Genomic DNA, 16157 nt, shown 5'->3' on the forward strand with positions numbered 1-16157 from the left:
CATACCATTATTATATTTAAAATAGGAGTTGCTTTCTACAACTCCATTAGTTCTTATTCGGTATCATACTCGCCATCACCCGTGAACGAATTTGTGGCCGACTAAATATAAATCGAACAATCAATTTTCGTAACAAACCAATTGACAACAACATATTTAAAATTCTCATACGTTGCTTAATTAACAAAGCTAAGCCACTAATGGTGGTCAATATGATAATGATATATCTCATGCTTGCACCCCCTTGTTGAACTATTATCCTTAATCAGGGGATTATTATGCATGAGACGATAAGAAGGGATTTATTTTTCCTTTTTCCGTAATCAGTTGTTTAACGGGGATGTCAAAATACTCTTTAGGAATTTGATTCGCCAATTGTTTCGTATGTAGGAGCGCCACTGTATCTTTCGTATAATCAACTAGGTACCGATCATAATAGCCACCACCAAATCCAATTCGATAGCCATTTTTATCAAAAACAACGCCTGGGACAACGATAAGATCAATATTATTTTTTAATACGGCGGTTGCTCTGTCAGGAATCGGTTCCCATAGTTGGTAGTATGTCTGTTCTAGCTGGTCGCCTTCTTTGTACTTATAGAAGATAAGCTCCTTAGATTTCGGTTTGCATTTGGGAATAACTACCGTTTTTCCTTCTTTCCAAGCCTGTTTAATAATTTGGTCTGTATCCCATTCAATTCCCCGCGATATGGTGACTGCTAATATAGTTGCTTTCTTCCATTCATTTGAGGCAAATAAATGATTATGTAACTGACGTTCAATCTCAGCTTTCTCTTCAGGAGAGATTTGTTTTAACTTATCAATTACTAGACGCCTTAAGCTTGACTTATCCATTAGTTTCCACCCTTTCAATATGAAAAAAACCCCTATCAAACAATGCTGATAAAGGTTTATAATACGACATTATTTTGTTTCACGATGTAACGTGTGTCGTTTTAAACGAGGTGAATATTTTTTTAGTTCTAAGCGCTCAGGATTCGTACGCTTGTTTTTTGTCGTAATATAGTTACGATCTCCTGTTTCAGTACAAGCTAAGGTAATATTTACACGCATTTGTATCCCTCCAAACTATTATTCCATAAACAACGTATCATGTGTTTCATTTGACCTTTATATGATAGCAAATGTTTACATAGCAATCAAGGGAGATTTATTATTTTATAGTTTTATCTTCTTCTTAAGTATGATATAACTATAGTAAGACTGAAATGGAGGGGAGAAAATGATTTATGCAGGAATTACCGTCATTGTAGTTGCGGTTGTGTTATTAATATTATCCTTGTTTATGAAAGATCGCATAGATGATTTAGAAAACCAAGTTGAACAAATGTCTCTTTCGAATATGCAGGATACATATCAATTAAAGAAGAAAATTAAAATTCTCGAGGAAGAAATATTAACTGATGGTTTCCAAGAGGATGCATCAACTCTAAGAAAATAATTTTTGGGACAAGCATCTGACCAACTTGATGATGTTTATGAAAGGAGGATTATCGTTGAAACAAACTGTACGCTCCTTTGCGTTAGGGCTTTTAACAGCAGGGATACTTCTTGTAGGTATTTATTACTTCTCAGATCAACCAGCACATATGCAACAGGATTTATCAGTAGATGACATGGTTGAAGAAATGAAGAAACAAGGTTATCGTGTCATGACAGAAGAAGAATATATCACATTATCCGTTACAAAAGATCAGCAAAACCAAACGAATAAAGATGCAAAAAAACAACAAATTGCTTCAGCAGATGAAAAAACAACAGATTCAACAGAAAAGAAAGAATCATCCAAAACAAACGAGCAAAAGACAGATAAAAAAGATAACCAGAAAAAATCAACAAAGAAAAAAGATAAAAAAGATGATGTAAAAACATATAAATTAGTCATTGAATCAGGTATGCCTTCATCAAAAGTTGGTGAAATGCTTGAGAAAAATAAGATTATTGATGATGCTCAAAAATTCAATGAATTCCTAGAGGATAAGGATTATAGTCAAAGAGTTCAGTTAGGTGAATTCAAAATTAAAAGCGATATGACGTATGAAGAAATTGCAAAAGCGATAACAAAATAACCAAACAAAAAAGGGCCTGATAGCCCTTTTTTGTTTGAATGATTATTCTTCATCTTCACCTGTTTCAGAAATTGTACCTTGCTCTCGCGATTTTTTTAAATCAAAGTACTCATCTAAAATACCTTGACCAATTTGATTACTAATTGGATATTGTCCCCTGATCGCTCCTAAATTAGGTACAATAACAGCAAACGCAATTTCCGGCTCATCAAATGGTGCATAACCAACTAAAACTAAATTATTCGTGTCACCTAACTTTTGCCCCGTAATTTCATCATGAACTTCATTTTCCGCTGTCCCTGTCTTTCCAGCTGGATTATATGGTTTATTGGAAAAGAAGCGAGAAGCTGTACCACTTGAGTATACTAAACGTAAACCTTGTTGAACGCGTTCAATCCACTCGTCTTTCATTTGAACACGATTTAATACTTCAGGGTGGTGGTTTTTATAAACAGGACCTAACTCGTCATCATCCCGTGCAATTGGCTCATGAATTTCCTTCACAAAATGTGGCTTCATCCTGTAGCCTCCATTTGCAATCGTTGAAATATATTGGACCAATTGAATGGCTGTATACGTATCATATTGTCCAATGGAATAGTCTAATAAATTCGGTGGATTTGATCCTTTATATCCTGTTGCTTCATATGGATAATCAACGCCTGTTTTAACTCCTAAACCGAACTGGCTAAAATAGTTGCGAATTTCTTGTAATGAAGCCGGATTAAACTTGATATTCTTATTTGGACTGTAATGATATTCGCCCCCCATACGCATGGCGATATTAAACATATACACGTTAGAGGAACGTCTCAGTGCTTCCAAATCATTTACCCATCCCATATTATTGACGGACTTTTTAACTGGTGTCCCAGCAATTTTTATCGGCGTATCGAAAAATTGTTGTCCTGGCGTAGCTACTCCAGATTGAAATCCAGCTAGAACGGTTGCACCTTTAATCGCAGATCCTGGACGATGAGCATCATAAAGCACTTTATAGTCATGGCTTTCAAATTTTCCCGTTTTACGGTTATAATGTTGTCCTGTTAGAGCAAGGATTTCACCTGTTTTAGGATCCATGGCAATAGCGATTGCATCTTCTAAAAAGCGATTCGCTGACGAGTGATTGATAGCATTTTTTAGATGCTTTTGGACGACCTTTACTAAACGTTCTTGGTATTCAATATCAATTGTTAGAACAAGGTCTTTTCCCCTTTTCCCTTCGACAACTGTTTTTGCATCAATAATATTCCCTTTTTTATCTGTTGTATATTCAATTTGTTCTTTTCTTCCACGTAATACGTCCTCATACTGTTCCTCTAATCCACTAATACCAACCCGGTCATTTCGGCTGTATCCTTTTGCTAAATAATGCTGAACCTTTTCTTTTGGTATTCCTCTTTTTTCTGTCGTAATGGATCCTAATAAATTTTTTAATGTATCATCTAATGGGTATTCTCGATCCCAATCAGTTGTCGCATTGATTCCTGGAAGCTCATCTAAATGCTCCGCAACTAAAGCATATTCGGTTGGTGTTACACCTTCATTTTTAACAATTTGTGGTGTTAAAGAATAAGCTTTGTCTAATTCTTTTTTAATTAGGATAATATCTTCATCTTTTTCAGTAAGTTGAGCAATCTCTTCTTCAGTAATTCGTTCCAACATTAACTTATATTGCTCTCCATGATCCAATTCTTCTTTTTCTTTTTTTGTTAATCGTTTATTAACCAGTTTTTCATTTTTCTTATTTTTCCCAAGCAAAAACCAATATTCTTTCCGATCTCGTTCTGTAATAGTTTTAATTTTTTTCTTTTTATCCTCTGGGTCATTCGCATCATACATTGTTATATATTTGGATAATTCTTTAGCTACTTTAAGGCGATCTCTTGCTTGAACTCCTTTTGGAGGTGTATACGTAATAGAATAGAGTGATTTATTATCGACAATTAATGTCTGATTCCGATCATATATTTTTCCACGAGGTACAGGTATTTTCGTTCGATCTTTAATGGTACGATCAATTTCCTTTTGATAGGCTTCACCATTTAAAATTTGTACAACTCCAAGTTGTAAAATAAGCACCGAAAACAATAGGAATACAATAAAGAACAATATATTTAAACGTATTGGTACACGTCTTTGCTTCTTTTTTTCATCTTTTCGTGACATCTTTTTCCCCCACTTGACATCATTTTCTCCGTTACTATTATACCATCAAATTCAAATTGTTTAACGGTTTTATCATATGTTTTAAAAATAAAAAACACATCGGTATGAAATAAATACCGATGTGTTAATATATGTCATATGATTATTTAGCATCATTGTAGTTCTTTTCGACTTGCTCCCAGTTTACAACATTCCAAAATGCTGATAAATATTCAGGACGTCTATTTTGATATTTTAAGTAATAAGCGTGCTCCCAAACGTCGACGCCAAGTAAAGGTGTTTTCCCTTCCATAATAGGGGAATCTTGGTTTGGAGTACTCATAATTTCAAGGTTACCTTTGTTAAGAACGAGCCAACCCCAACCTGAACCGAAACGTCCTTTTGCAGCAGCTTCAAATTCTTCTTTAAATTTATCGAAGCTACCAAATGTTTCATTGATTTTATCAGCTAACTCACCACTTGGTTCGCCACCACCATTAGGTGATAAAAGGTTCCAGAACAAGCTATGGTTCGCATGGCCACCACCATTGTTACGTACAGCTGTACGAATTGATTCTGGTAATGCATCTAAGTTGCTAATTAGCTCCTCCAAGGACTTGCCTTGTAAATCAGCATGGCCTTCTAGTGCACCATTTAAATTTGTGACATATGTGTTATGATGCTTTGTATGATGAATATTCATCGTTTCTTTATCAATATGTGGCTCAAGTGCATCATATGCGTATGGTAATTTCGGTAATTCAAATGCCATTAAAAATTCCTCCTTAAAAAAATATATTCAAAAGGAAATAAATGTATCCTTTATATTGAAGATACCAATTGTTGCTCATACTTGCAACCGTTTTGCATATTTTTCCCTATAATCATAGGAGAAACCCCTAAAAATAGAAAAAGCTAATGATTGTTTAATCATTAGCTTGGGATGGCTCGGGACGGAATCGAACCGCCGACACAAGGATTTTCAGTCCTTTGCTCTACCGACTGAGCTACCGAGCCGTATCTGTTTTGTTTTTAGCAACTCGTATGTATAAATATTAAATGGAGGAGGTAGAGGGATTCGAACCCCCGCGGGCTTTGACACCCCTTTCGGTTTTCAAGACCGACCCCTTCAGCCAGACTTGGGTATACCTCCATAATACTTAAATGGTGGACCCTGCAGGACTCGAACCTGCGACCAATCGGTTATGAGCCGATTGCTCTAACCAACTGAGCTAAGGGTCCCAATATACTTAAAATGGGGCGACCGGTGGGATTTGAACCCACGCGTGCCGGAGCCACAATCCGGTGCGTTAACCACTTCGCCACGACCGCCATTAATTATTTATTGTTAAAAATAGCGGCGGAGGGGATCGAACCCACGACCTCACGGGTATGAACCGTACGCTCTCGCCAGCTGAGCTACGCCGCCATGTTGGCTCCACAGGTAGGATTCGAACCTACGACCGATCGGTTAACAGCCGATTGCTCTACCACTGAGCTACTGTGGAATATAATAAATCGTTCATATGTCTTGTATTAACTAATTACTTAATCTCACCCCTGCATCTTCTAGCTATTCGAAGATGTTATATGCTTCGGGGTTACTCGTAGCTTTTTCGGCAGATGCTTTGCTCGTTGCTCTACCACTGAGCTACTGTGGAATATAATCTCGCTATTAAAGTAGCGACAAGAATTATATTACCATGTTTATATCGAATCGTCAATAGCTATTTTGCATTTTTTGTCAAAAAATGTAAATATGTAGTCATCAAATAAAAACGACAATAATTACTATACCACCTTCTCTATAAAAGTTCAACACAAAATAATAAATAATGGTATAAAAGTGATTAGGACATAACTAGCCAAGAATACATCAAAAGGTCTTTGATAACTGGAACTTTTTCGGTTGATTATCTTCAATGATTGTTTGAATCTTTTTTCATTTAATTAAAATAAAAAGAAGTTAGCTCATTCCATCTCAAGATGGACTTCCTAACCTCTTTTTATATTTACTGGCATTTTGCCTCAGCCTCTTAATACTCTCCTAAAACTTCCTCTGCAATATTAACAGCATGGTCACCGATTCGTTCTAAATTACTAATAATATCTACAAACACGATTCCAGCAGAACCTTGGCAAATACCTTCGTTCATACGAATAATATGTTTTTTTCGATACATACGTTCCATTTTATCGATTTGATCTTCTTTTTGTATGACAGCTAGTGCTTCTTCACGATCATCATTTTCAAGACATTTCACTGCTTGTTTAACTGTTAAAATTGTTAAATCAAACATATTATTTAAATCTTCTTGAGCTTGTTCTGTTAGGACTACTTTATTTGATATTTTATAATCAATTAATTCGATAATATTCTCGAAATGGTCACCAATTCTTTCGATGTCACGGACCATGTCCATTAATGATGTATGTTTTTCACTTTGTTCATCTGACATCGACATAGCTGATAAATCAACTAAGTATTCTGTAATGCTTCGATCTAAATTATTTAGGGCACCTTCGATTTGCATAGCCATTTCGGAATGTGAAGGCTGTTGTGTTGTTAAGTATAAATTGGTTTCTTCTAAACCTTTATAAGCATACTCACCCATACGAACTATCTCTGCTTTCGCTTGGTCTAAAGCAACAGCAGGTGATTGTTGGATAAATATGGGGTCTAAATGTTTCGGCTTATATTCGATAATGACATCTTTACCAGGAATTATTTTTGTTACCAACCAAGCTAATCCAGCAATAAATGGAAACTGGATGATTGTATTCACAATGTTAAAACTTCCATGAGCAAATGCTAATGTCATTTCAGGATTTAAATTAAAATAACTTTGTAAAAATTCTACGAAAGTTGTAAACGTACCAAGAAAAATCAGAAATATCGTTGCACCAATGACGTTAAAGATAACATGTGTTAATGCAGCACGCTTTGCAGCAACAGATGCCCCTAGTGCGGCTAAAACTGCTGTAATTGTCGTTCCTAAATTATCTCCAAACAATACTGGTAGCGCAGCATTAAGTTCGATTAAACCTTCAGAAAATAATCCTTGCAAAATTCCAATTGTCGCACTTGAACTTTGAACAATTAATGTAAAGACAGTCCCAATGACAACACCGAGAATTGGACTTGTACTCATATCAATTGTTAATTGGTGAAAAGTATCTAAATAACGTAATGGTTTCATACCATTACTCATGAGTTCCAGACCTAGAAAAAGTGCTCCAAAACCGAATACAGCTTGTCCAATAGCAGTGACTTTCTTATGTTTGAAAAAGAATAACATAAAGCTTCCGATTGCAACAATTGGCAATGAATATTCTCCGATATCAAAACCAATAATAAATGCCGTAACAGTTGTTCCGATATTCGCCCCCATTATGACTCCAATAGCTTGTCTTAAAGTCATAAAACCAGCATTAACTAATCCTACTGTTAAGACAGTCGTTCCAGAACTACTTTGAATGAGGATTGTTACAATAATTCCAGCTAGAACACCAAGAAACGGGTTACTTGTAAAACGATCAAGAATTTCACGCAACCGATCGCCTGCTGACTTTTGTAAGCCGTCTCCCATATACTTAATCCCTAGTAAAAATATTCCGAGCCCTCCAAGGAATTCGAACAAGACTCCTTGAATATCAAAGTCCAATGGTCATTCATCCCTTCACTATGTCAGTTTTATGTCAACCTATTCTATTATGACAAAAAAAAAGCAATTGTAAAGATAATTCACGTGAAATTTACATTAACTTTACAATTCTTTTTTTATAATGAAACATTTATTCATTATTTATTTGTTCTACAAGAATTTTTGTTCCATCGACTTCAACAACACGTATGGTCGTTCCTTTAGGAATCCAATAGCCATTTGTAATCGCACTGTATTCTTTTCCTTTTATTTGAATGGTGCCTACTGGACGCATATCTGTAATAGTCGCTCCTTCTTTGTTTAATAATTCATGATAAGCTTCATTCATTGAAATGTAACCTGCCTCAGTCGTTAATTGGTCTTTTAATGTTAATTTGGTCCACATTGAACGTCGCTTAAACACTTTAAGAAATAAAAATGAGCTAGCTGCACCAATCATAACACCAAGAACAGCATACACGCCTGCAATGAAACTAGGTGCTGGTAAAGCGACTGATAAAATCATCGTAGCAGCTCCAATTGTTGATAATGTACCATCATTTAGTAATTTACCATCTATGACGATAAGGATGAGACCAATAAAATACATAAGAAGCATTAGAATAAGTGATTCAGCTTCAACATAAACTGAAAAATAAACGATAATAAATCCCAATCCTAATATTCCAAAAAAGCCTCGCATATTAACAAGAACTTCTCCAATTAAAAACAAAGTAGCAAATCCAGCGATAAATAAACCAACCCAGTCATACGAGAATATTTGCATCATCATCCCTCCTCATTCTTCAATACGAACAAGAAGAATGAAATGTTTCATAAAGGAGAAAAAAACATGAGAATTTTAAAGAAATCAGGCATATTTCTATTGTTCCTTCTCTTATTGATTAGCATATACAAAGATATAACAATTGACAAACAACTTGATTCCCCGTTAGTTAAACAAGATCAAATGATTCGTTTCCACGTTATCAAACGGCAAATTGAAACAGGAGAAACAGTTTTATCAATTATAGAAGAAATTCATGGTGGCAACAGACCACATACACTAAACATAAAGCAAATTCTCGCTGACTTTAAAATGATTAACCCTAATTCGAATCCTTACCAATTAAAAGATGGGCACTTTTATTTCTTCCCAAAATATGATTTTAAAGGAAAGCCCCATTAAGGGGACTTTCCTAAGTGAATGGATCGATAAATAAACTGAGAATAATGGATACAGCACCTGCAATAATGGCTATATTACCTAATACTTCAGCATTTCTCTGTCTTGCAAAAATACCAACAATAATACCAGCTGCCCCCATTAATATGGGTAACCAAAAAAATGAAATAGCGGATAACACAAGAGCAATCCAGCCTAAAGTAGCATTTGCATTTGAGTCGTCACGATCACTGTTAATATCACCAGAAATCTCAGCAGCAGTTTCCTCTCTGTAATCGTCATCTAAATTATTTCGATTTCGATCCAAAGCCATAACCCCCTTTTCTAGAAAGTACGATACGCTCATAGTTTGTGGAAAAAGGATAAATATACAATCGTTATTTTTTGGTAAACATTATTTATCATTTGGCATATAATGAAGTGTCTTAATAAAGGAGAATAGATATATGAGTCAGTTTATAATGGAATTGATTAAACGGAGAATAAAACTTATTACAGTTGAGGAAGTATTATCATATAGTAACCAATATGGTTTTTCAATTTCACGACAAGAAGCATTAGCCATTGTTAATTATTTAAAAACAACACCTATTGAATCATTACAAAGCAAAAAAAACTTAATCTCAGACTTGGAAAAATTAACAACCATATCAACGGCTAAAAAAGCGGAGAGACTATTAGATCAATTTATCGCTACTTATGGTTTACATTATCTGTTTAAAGAGTAAAAAGGGCTAAAAATAGCCCTTTTTACTCTTTAATTTTCTCTAATAAATGTTTGTCAAATTCACCTGATTTTATCATTTCAATTTCATGTTTATAGGGTGGTTTTTTATTTTTCTTATCCTCACCTACATATGGCGTTTCTAATATTTTTGGTATGTCGGTTAGCTGGGGGTGCATGATGACATTATAAAGCGGCTTAAATCCAATATGACCAAAACCAATATTTTCGTGTCTATCTTTTCCAGCGCCACACTCATTTTTACTATCATTGACATGGACGACTTTTATCCGATCAATACCAACTATTTTATCAAATTCATTTAAAACGCCATCAAAGTCGTTAACGACATCGTATCCAGCATCATGTATATGACATGTATCTAAACAAACTGATAAATGTTCATTATGGGTCACCCCATCAATGATTTTAGCCAGCTCTTCAAATGAACGGCCAATTTCAGTACCTTTTCCGGCCATCGTCTCTAGAGCAATTTGTACGTCTTCATCTGCCGTAAGAACTTCATTCAAACCTTCAATTATTTTTTTAATTCCTTGTTCTGCCCCAGCACCTACATGTGCACCAGGATGTAAAACAATCTGCTTAGCTTTCAATGCCTTTGTTCGGTCAATTTCACTCCTGAGGAAATTAACTCCTAATTCAAAAGTCTGTGGTTTATTTGTGTTAGCAATATTAATAATATATGGCGCATGAACAATGATTTCATCAATACCATGTTCGGCCATATGCGCTAAACCTAATTCAATATTTAATTCCTCAATTGGTTTTCTTCTTGTATTTTGTGGTGCTCCCGTATAAATCATAAATGTATTTGCACCATAAGAAACAGCTTCTTCACTCGAACCTAATAACATTTTCTTCCCACTCATCGACACATGAGATCCAAGTTTTATCATCCGATTCCACCCTCTTTTATCTATCTTCTATATTTTCCTTTTCTATTTTTGCTTTGTAGTTTCTTCTTCACTTGTTCTTGTTGCTTTTTCATTTTTTTACGATAACCTGGTTTCACTTTTTTAGGCTTCTTAACATATGACCATGCTTGTTGGTCAACTGATTGGTTTTTCTTGCGACGGCGTTTTCGATTATCCCAATGTTTCGCCTCGGCAAATGTTTTATCTTTGACATCGACATAACGAAAGGTTAATCCTTTTCCTTCCAGTTTTTCCAGAAGCAAATAATCAGCCTCATCATAAATGCTAATTGCTGTTCCTTCCATATTAATTCGCGCTGTTCGACCGACACGATGAATATAAAAATGTTCTTCTTTCGGTAATTGGGCATTGATGACATGGCTTACCCCTTCAATATCAATTCCCCGAGCAATTAAGTCTGTTGCTACAATATATTGATAACGAAGGTTTTGGATATCTTTAACGATACGTTTTCTAACCCTAGGTTGTAAACCACCATGTAAAATACCAACATTTAACCCTCTTTGGATTAATTCATGTCCAAGTATGTCAGCTTCTTCTTTCCCATTTGTGAAAATAATCGCTAGGTAGGGACGAATAACCTGTGATATATCATATATAATATCAGCTTCATCCCGATGACGCTTTGCGATCATTAGATGTTCCATTGTTTCGGGTGACAATTGATTAGCTATCTTTATATGGTACGGATCTTTTAAATATTTTTGAAAGAAATGACTCAATTTGTCAGGTATTGTCGCGGAAAATACAAGAACTTGAATCTCCTCATGACAGCGAACAAGTAGTCGATCAACATCTTTAATAAAACCTAAATCAAACATTAAATCAGCTTCATCAATAACAAACGCTTTTGCATTATAGATTGAAAGAGCCCCTTCATTAACTAAATCAAGAATTCGACCTGGTGTCCCAACAATAATATGTGGAGGAATTTTTAATTTTCCCTTTAGTCTTTCTTTGTCTGTGCCACCAACAAGTAATCGAATAAACCATTGATGTTCTTTATTAATAAAGGCAATCATCTTTCGTATTTCATCATAAATCTGTCTTGCTAACTCTCTAGTAGGAGCTGTAATGACAAACTGTACTGTTTGACTCTCTTCATCGATCTTTTGCAGTAATGGGAGTAAATAGGCATGCGTCTTACCCGAACCCGTCTGTGATTGCCCGATGACGTCTTTTCCTTGTAAAATAGCTGGTATTGCTTTTTCCTGTATTTCAGTAGGCTGGTTGAAATTTAGAGAATTGATCATGTCTAGTATATGTGGTTTCAGTGCTAATTGTTTGAATCGATTTTTTTCCATCGCTATAACTCCTTTGCATCGAGCAATACAAACTAAATAAATTGAAATGGTTCCGTATTAACTTGTGAGGCAATCACTTCAATTGCTTCATCATTAAGAGCAGATTCTAAGTATGCTTTAGTAGCTTCTATCATTATCTTTTCAATATGATGGCCAGGATCTATAATAGCTAAACCCATTTCTTGTGCCATTTGAGCAGCATGGAATGTTATATCTCCTGTTACCAAAACGTCTGCTCCTGCTTCAAATGCTTGTACTATATATTTCTCCCCGCTACCACCAACAATGGCAACTTTACTAACATCAGAGATTAGATTCCCCACCACTCGTAGTGCTGGTACATCAAAAGCCTTTTTCGCATGTTGACAAAGCAGTTCTAGACTTATTGGTTGTTCTAATTGGCCAATACGACCTAAGCCAAGGGACTTCCCCTTATTTTTTAGTGGATATACATCATAAGCTACCTCTTCATATGGATGGGCATGAATCATTGCTTCAATCGCCTGTTCATATTTAGATTGTTCGACAATGGTTTCAATTTTAACTTCATCAACAGTCGTCAAGTTGTTTGCTTGACCAATAAATGGATTAGATCCTTCTAATGGTTTAAATGTACCTTGGCCTGGCGTTTGAAATGTACAGTGACTATAATTACCAATGTGACCTGCTCCTTTTAAACTTAAAGCATCCATCACTGCTTGAACATGTGTTTTCGGAACAAATACCGCTACCTTATATAAAGATTCTTCATATGTTTGAATGAGTGGTGTGCGATTTTTAATCTTTAATGCGTCACATAATAAATCATTGACACCACCTTGAGCAATATCTAAATTAGTATGGCTAGCATACACTGCTATTTCATGTTTGATTAATTTTTTGATCATTCTTCCTTGTGGATCATCAAAATTCAATTGCTTAATCGGGTTAAACAATAGTGGATGGTGGGCAATGATTAAATCCACGTCTTTCGAAACCGCTTCATCAACAACTTCTTCAGTTACATCAAGTGTTACAAGTACGTTATCGACTGTCTTATGATACGAACCAACTTGCAGTCCGACCGGATCCCAATCATAAGCGAGAAACTTCGGTGCCCATTGTTCCATTAGAGTAAAAATGTCTAAAGTCGTTCGCTTCCTACTCATAATCTAAAACCTCCTCGATCCAACTTAACTCGCGTTCAAATCGAGCCATTTTTTCATCATTTTTCTTTTTTGCTCGTTTCATTTGTGATAATATTCGTGCCCGGGCTCGGTGTTCTGACTGCCATTTTTCTATAAATAAAGGATGGCGTTCAAACTGCAGTTGTCTTCCTAATAATAAATCTTTCTCTGCCCACTTTTCCATTTCTTTGCTATTTATAAAGTCGGCAACAATGATTTCATAAATATGTCCGTTCTCTTTAATTAAATGTTCATGTGTAATTGTATAGCCTAAACGAAGAAGAGCTATTCGAGCATCTCTTTCATCTATATTGGGCTGTACGATAATACGTTTAAAATGTGTTAATAGTTGATGTCCTCTTCCTAAAATCTTTTTAATTAATGTACCACCCATTCCAGCAATAACAAGCTCAAATGGGGCATCACTATCATTGAGGACATCTAAACCGTCACCAAGGCGGACATCAATTCGATTAGATAAACCATATTTTTCAACAGTTTGTTTAGCGCTATAAAACGGCCCTTCATTAATCTCCCCTGCAATGGCTTGCGCTTTATGATCATGTTGACAGACATAGCATGGTAAATAGGCATGATCAGAACCGACATCTAAAAAGTAACTTCCCTGGGAGAGATATGTTGCAATTGTTTTAAGTCGTTTTGAAATTGGTAAATGTTTTTCTTTCATATGCGTATCCTCATTTTCAACCGGTAAAAGAAAAGCTTTCTGGCTTGCAGAAAGCTTTTCTTTTAAATATTGAATTATTTCTTTTCACTTAACCATTCGGAAATTAAATCAGCTTCTTCGACACTAACTTGGATGGCTGGCATGCCACCTCGACCTTTTTGGATGATTTCAGAAATTTCTTCAACAGACATCTTACTGCCTACGTCTGTTATGTCTGGACCCATGCCACCGCTTAAATCAGCTCCATGACAAGATAAACAATTCGCGTCATACAGTGCTTGTGGATCGTCACTAGCTGCTTCTTCAACAGGCCCTTCACCATTTTGGTCTGCTTGAAGTGCTTCACGCTGGCCTACTCCCATTCCAGCAACAATAACTATAGCAAGTATCCCTATGATTGCAATGATTCCATAAGGGATAAGTGGGTTTCTTTTCATGCTCTTTTCCTCCTTATGAATCCCTTTTTATTATATGTAGCATAGAGCTATATACTATCTTACTCGAAAATCGTTCCAGTTTAAAGTACAACGTGTGAAAAATTATAAACAAAATAAATACACGTCATTAATAAGCCGATGATACCACTATATTTCACGTATTTTAATTTTGTTTTCTTTCCTAGAATATACCATGCACTAAAATTCAATACAATTATGATTCCCGATACCCAATGATCAGTAATAATTAATTGACCAATATATTCTGTTGAAAATAATATTAAAAATAGAAGGGCTAGTAACGGAACATAGAGCCACTTGATCTGATGTTTTTTTAAGTCATAAAATAACCAAAGTGCATATGCAATAAACAGGCTTAAAATTCCCGTTTGCATTAGAGGGTGAAATTCGGTAAAATAAATAACAAGAAATGAAAACGGTATCATAAGTGTGATGAGAGAGAGCTGGATCAGGAGGAGAGGCTGTCCACCTGATCGCAATGATTTGTTTTCGCCTCGCTCTACCGGCTCACCTTTTGAATAGAGATTTATGAGATAATCACAATATGATTCTGGAAGTATTTTATGTTCTTTCCAAAATTTTATTTCTTCTATAATGATTTTTGAGCGCTCGTCTAACATCTCTCTCACCCCATAAAGTAACGATTCGGTTTATCGATTTAATCTAAAAAGTCCTTTAATCGTTTACTGCGGCTAGGGTGTCTTAATTTTCGTAGTGCTTTTGCTTCGATTTGTCTAATTCTTTCACGAGTTACGCCGAAAACTTTTCCAACTTCTTCTAGCGTTCGTGTACGCCCATCATCTAAACCAAAACGAAGTCTTAATACATTTTCTTCGCGATCAGTTAATGTATCTAATACATCTTCAAGTTGTTCTTTTAATAATTCATATGCTGCATGATCAGATGGTGAAACAGCTTCTTGGTCTTCAATAAAGTCACCTAAATGCGAATCATCTTCTTCACCAATTGGTGTTTCTAATGAGACAGGTTCTTGGGCAATTTTTAAAATTTCACGCACTCTTTCAGGCGTTAAATCCATTTCATCACCAATTTCTTCTGGTGTCGGCTCACGTCCTAAGTCTTGCAATAATTGACGTTGCACACGAATAAGTTTATTAATCGTTTCAACCATATGAACAGGAATTCGGATCGTCCGCGCTTGATCAGCAATAGCACGTGTAATGGCTTGACGAATCCACCATGTAGCATACGTACTAAATTTAAACCCTTTCGTATGGTCAAATTTCTCAACCGCTTTAATGAGACCCATATTTCCTTCCTGAATTAGATCGAGGAATAGCATACCACGACCTACGTATCGCTTAGCTATACTTACCACTAATCGCAAATTAGCTTCAGCAAGACGACGTTTAGCAACTTCATCCCCCTGTTCTATACGAGTGGCTAATTCTACCTCTTCCTCAGCTGTTAATAAATCAACGCGTCCAATTTCTTTTAAATACATACGGACTGGATCATTTATTTTGATTCCGAGTGGAACACCTAAGTCTGGTGATTTATTTTCCGTTTTCTTCGGTGTTTCATCCGTATCTTCATCTGAGTCATCGTTAATTTCGATTCCTTTTTCTTCTAAATATTCATAGAATTCATCAATTTGCTCGGAATCAAGTTCATAATGTGCTAATTTATTTGCAATTTCTTCATATTCTAGGGTGCCTTGCTTTTTCCCTATTTCTACAAGATGCTCTTTGGCCTGATCTAAAGTCATTTCTGGGTCAAATTCATTGATTTCATTTGTTGTTTTGTCAGCCATGAGTCCCCCTCCTTCAAAA

At 35.6% G+C, this 16157-nt stretch carries 19 protein-coding genes and 6 tRNA genes; 4 read left to right on the forward strand and 21 right to left on the reverse strand.

Annotation, left to right across the window (positions count from 1 at the left end; all coding sequences use genetic code 11):
• Positions 1-46: 46 nt before the first annotated feature.
• From VIG73_RS15360 to rpmG, 3 genes are all read right to left on the reverse strand, one after another.
• Positions 47-232, reverse strand: a complete 186-nt coding sequence (locus VIG73_RS15360) for a hypothetical protein (protein ID WP_331643628.1) — start codon at positions 230-232, stop codon at positions 47-49.
• Positions 233-276: 44 nt separating this feature from the next.
• Positions 277-855, reverse strand: coding sequence for a 5-formyltetrahydrofolate cyclo-ligase (locus VIG73_RS15365; protein WP_331643630.1), 579 nt, complete (start codon positions 853-855; stop codon positions 277-279).
• A gap of 69 nt (positions 856-924) precedes the next feature.
• On the reverse strand, positions 925-1074 hold the full coding sequence (gene rpmG / locus VIG73_RS15370; protein WP_146936974.1) for a 50S ribosomal protein L33: 150 nt from the start codon (positions 1072-1074) through the stop codon (positions 925-927).
• Between the two features lie 169 nt (positions 1075-1243).
• Here rpmG and VIG73_RS15375 point away from each other — a divergent pair, with 169 nt between their 5' ends.
• Both VIG73_RS15375 and VIG73_RS15380 read left to right on the forward strand, forming a co-directional pair.
• Positions 1244-1462, forward strand: a complete 219-nt coding sequence (locus VIG73_RS15375; protein ID WP_331643633.1) for a hypothetical protein — start codon at positions 1244-1246, stop codon at positions 1460-1462.
• A gap of 55 nt (positions 1463-1517) precedes the next feature.
• On the forward strand, positions 1518-2090 hold the full coding sequence (locus VIG73_RS15380) for a hypothetical protein (RefSeq protein ID WP_331643635.1): 573 nt from the start codon (positions 1518-1520) through the stop codon (positions 2088-2090).
• 42 nt (positions 2091-2132) lie between these two features.
• Here VIG73_RS15380 and VIG73_RS15385 read toward each other — a convergent pair whose 3' ends face one another.
• From VIG73_RS15385 to VIG73_RS15430, 10 genes are all read right to left on the reverse strand, one after another.
• Positions 2133-4259, reverse strand: coding sequence for a penicillin-binding protein 2 (locus tag VIG73_RS15385; protein WP_331643640.1), 2127 nt, complete (start codon positions 4257-4259; stop codon positions 2133-2135).
• Positions 4260-4401: 142 nt separating this feature from the next.
• Positions 4402-5010 carry a superoxide dismutase gene (locus tag VIG73_RS15390; protein WP_331643642.1) on the reverse strand — a complete coding sequence of 203 codons (609 nt, stop codon included), beginning with the start codon at positions 5008-5010 and terminating at the stop codon, positions 4402-4404.
• 172 nt (positions 5011-5182) lie between these two features.
• A tRNA-Phe gene (locus tag VIG73_RS15395) sits at positions 5183-5255 on the reverse strand.
• A gap of 43 nt (positions 5256-5298) precedes the next feature.
• Positions 5299-5391 (reverse strand) — tRNA-Ser (locus tag VIG73_RS15400).
• 12 nt (positions 5392-5403) lie between these two features.
• A tRNA-Ile gene (locus VIG73_RS15405) sits at positions 5404-5480 on the reverse strand.
• A 14-nt stretch (positions 5481-5494) separates the two neighbouring features.
• Positions 5495-5570 (reverse strand) — tRNA-His (locus VIG73_RS15410).
• Positions 5571-5593: 23 nt separating this feature from the next.
• Positions 5594-5667 (reverse strand) — tRNA-Met (locus tag VIG73_RS15415).
• Positions 5668-5671: 4 nt separating this feature from the next.
• Positions 5672-5746, reverse strand: a tRNA-Asn gene (locus VIG73_RS15420).
• A 528-nt stretch (positions 5747-6274) separates the two neighbouring features.
• Positions 6275-7903, reverse strand: coding sequence for a Na/Pi cotransporter family protein (locus VIG73_RS15425; RefSeq protein WP_331643644.1), 1629 nt, complete (start codon positions 7901-7903; stop codon positions 6275-6277).
• Positions 7904-8033: 130 nt separating this feature from the next.
• Positions 8034-8669, reverse strand: a complete 636-nt coding sequence (locus VIG73_RS15430) for an NfeD family protein (protein ID WP_331643646.1) — start codon at positions 8667-8669, stop codon at positions 8034-8036.
• A 66-nt stretch (positions 8670-8735) separates the two neighbouring features.
• Between VIG73_RS15430 and VIG73_RS15435 the strand changes: the two genes are divergently transcribed.
• Positions 8736-9071: a hypothetical protein gene (locus tag VIG73_RS15435; RefSeq protein WP_331643648.1), complete on the forward strand. Its 336-nt coding sequence runs from the start codon at positions 8736-8738 to the stop codon at positions 9069-9071.
• Positions 9072-9081: 10 nt separating this feature from the next.
• Here the strand turns inward: VIG73_RS15435 and VIG73_RS15440 are convergent, their stop codons facing one another.
• Positions 9082-9381 (reverse strand): DUF4190 domain-containing protein, encoded by a 300-nt coding sequence (locus VIG73_RS15440; protein ID WP_331643650.1) that lies wholly within the window; start codon positions 9379-9381, stop codon positions 9082-9084.
• A gap of 133 nt (positions 9382-9514) precedes the next feature.
• Here VIG73_RS15440 and VIG73_RS15445 point away from each other — a divergent pair, with 133 nt between their 5' ends.
• Positions 9515-9796: a DUF2624 family protein gene (locus VIG73_RS15445; RefSeq protein WP_331643652.1), complete on the forward strand. Its 282-nt coding sequence runs from the start codon at positions 9515-9517 to the stop codon at positions 9794-9796.
• 22 nt (positions 9797-9818) lie between these two features.
• Here the strand turns inward: VIG73_RS15445 and VIG73_RS15450 are convergent, their stop codons facing one another.
• The 7 genes from VIG73_RS15450 to rpoD all read right to left on the reverse strand — a co-directional run bounded on the left by VIG73_RS15450 (position 9819) and on the right by rpoD (position 16138).
• Positions 9819-10709, reverse strand: a complete 891-nt coding sequence (locus VIG73_RS15450) for a deoxyribonuclease IV (RefSeq protein WP_331643654.1) — start codon at positions 10707-10709, stop codon at positions 9819-9821.
• A gap of 20 nt (positions 10710-10729) precedes the next feature.
• A complete protein-coding gene (locus VIG73_RS15455; RefSeq protein ID WP_331643656.1) occupies positions 10730-12052 on the reverse strand; it encodes a DEAD/DEAH box helicase in 1323 nt (440 codons plus the stop codon).
• Between the two features lie 32 nt (positions 12053-12084).
• Positions 12085-13200, reverse strand: a complete 1116-nt coding sequence (locus VIG73_RS15460) for a Nif3-like dinuclear metal center hexameric protein (protein ID WP_331643658.1) — start codon at positions 13198-13200, stop codon at positions 12085-12087.
• Positions 13193-13906, reverse strand: a complete 714-nt coding sequence (locus tag VIG73_RS15465; RefSeq protein WP_331643660.1) for a tRNA (adenine(22)-N(1))-methyltransferase — start codon at positions 13904-13906, stop codon at positions 13193-13195. The genes VIG73_RS15460 and VIG73_RS15465 overlap by 8 nt, the downstream gene beginning before the upstream one ends.
• Before the next feature lie 74 nt (positions 13907-13980).
• Positions 13981-14343 carry a cytochrome c550 gene (gene cccA / locus VIG73_RS15470; protein WP_331643663.1) on the reverse strand — a complete coding sequence of 121 codons (363 nt, stop codon included), beginning with the start codon at positions 14341-14343 and terminating at the stop codon, positions 13981-13983.
• 80 nt (positions 14344-14423) lie between these two features.
• Positions 14424-14984, reverse strand: coding sequence for a hypothetical protein (locus VIG73_RS15475; protein ID WP_331643665.1), 561 nt, complete (start codon positions 14982-14984; stop codon positions 14424-14426).
• A gap of 38 nt (positions 14985-15022) precedes the next feature.
• Positions 15023-16138: an RNA polymerase sigma factor RpoD gene (rpoD, locus tag VIG73_RS15480; RefSeq protein ID WP_331643667.1), complete on the reverse strand. Its 1116-nt coding sequence runs from the start codon at positions 16136-16138 to the stop codon at positions 15023-15025.
• Between the last annotated feature and the right edge of the window lie 19 nt (positions 16139-16157).

This window comes from Cerasibacillus sp. (assembly GCF_036516575.1).
In the GTDB taxonomy this organism is placed as follows: domain Bacteria; phylum Bacillota; class Bacilli; order Bacillales; family Amphibacillaceae; genus Cerasibacillus.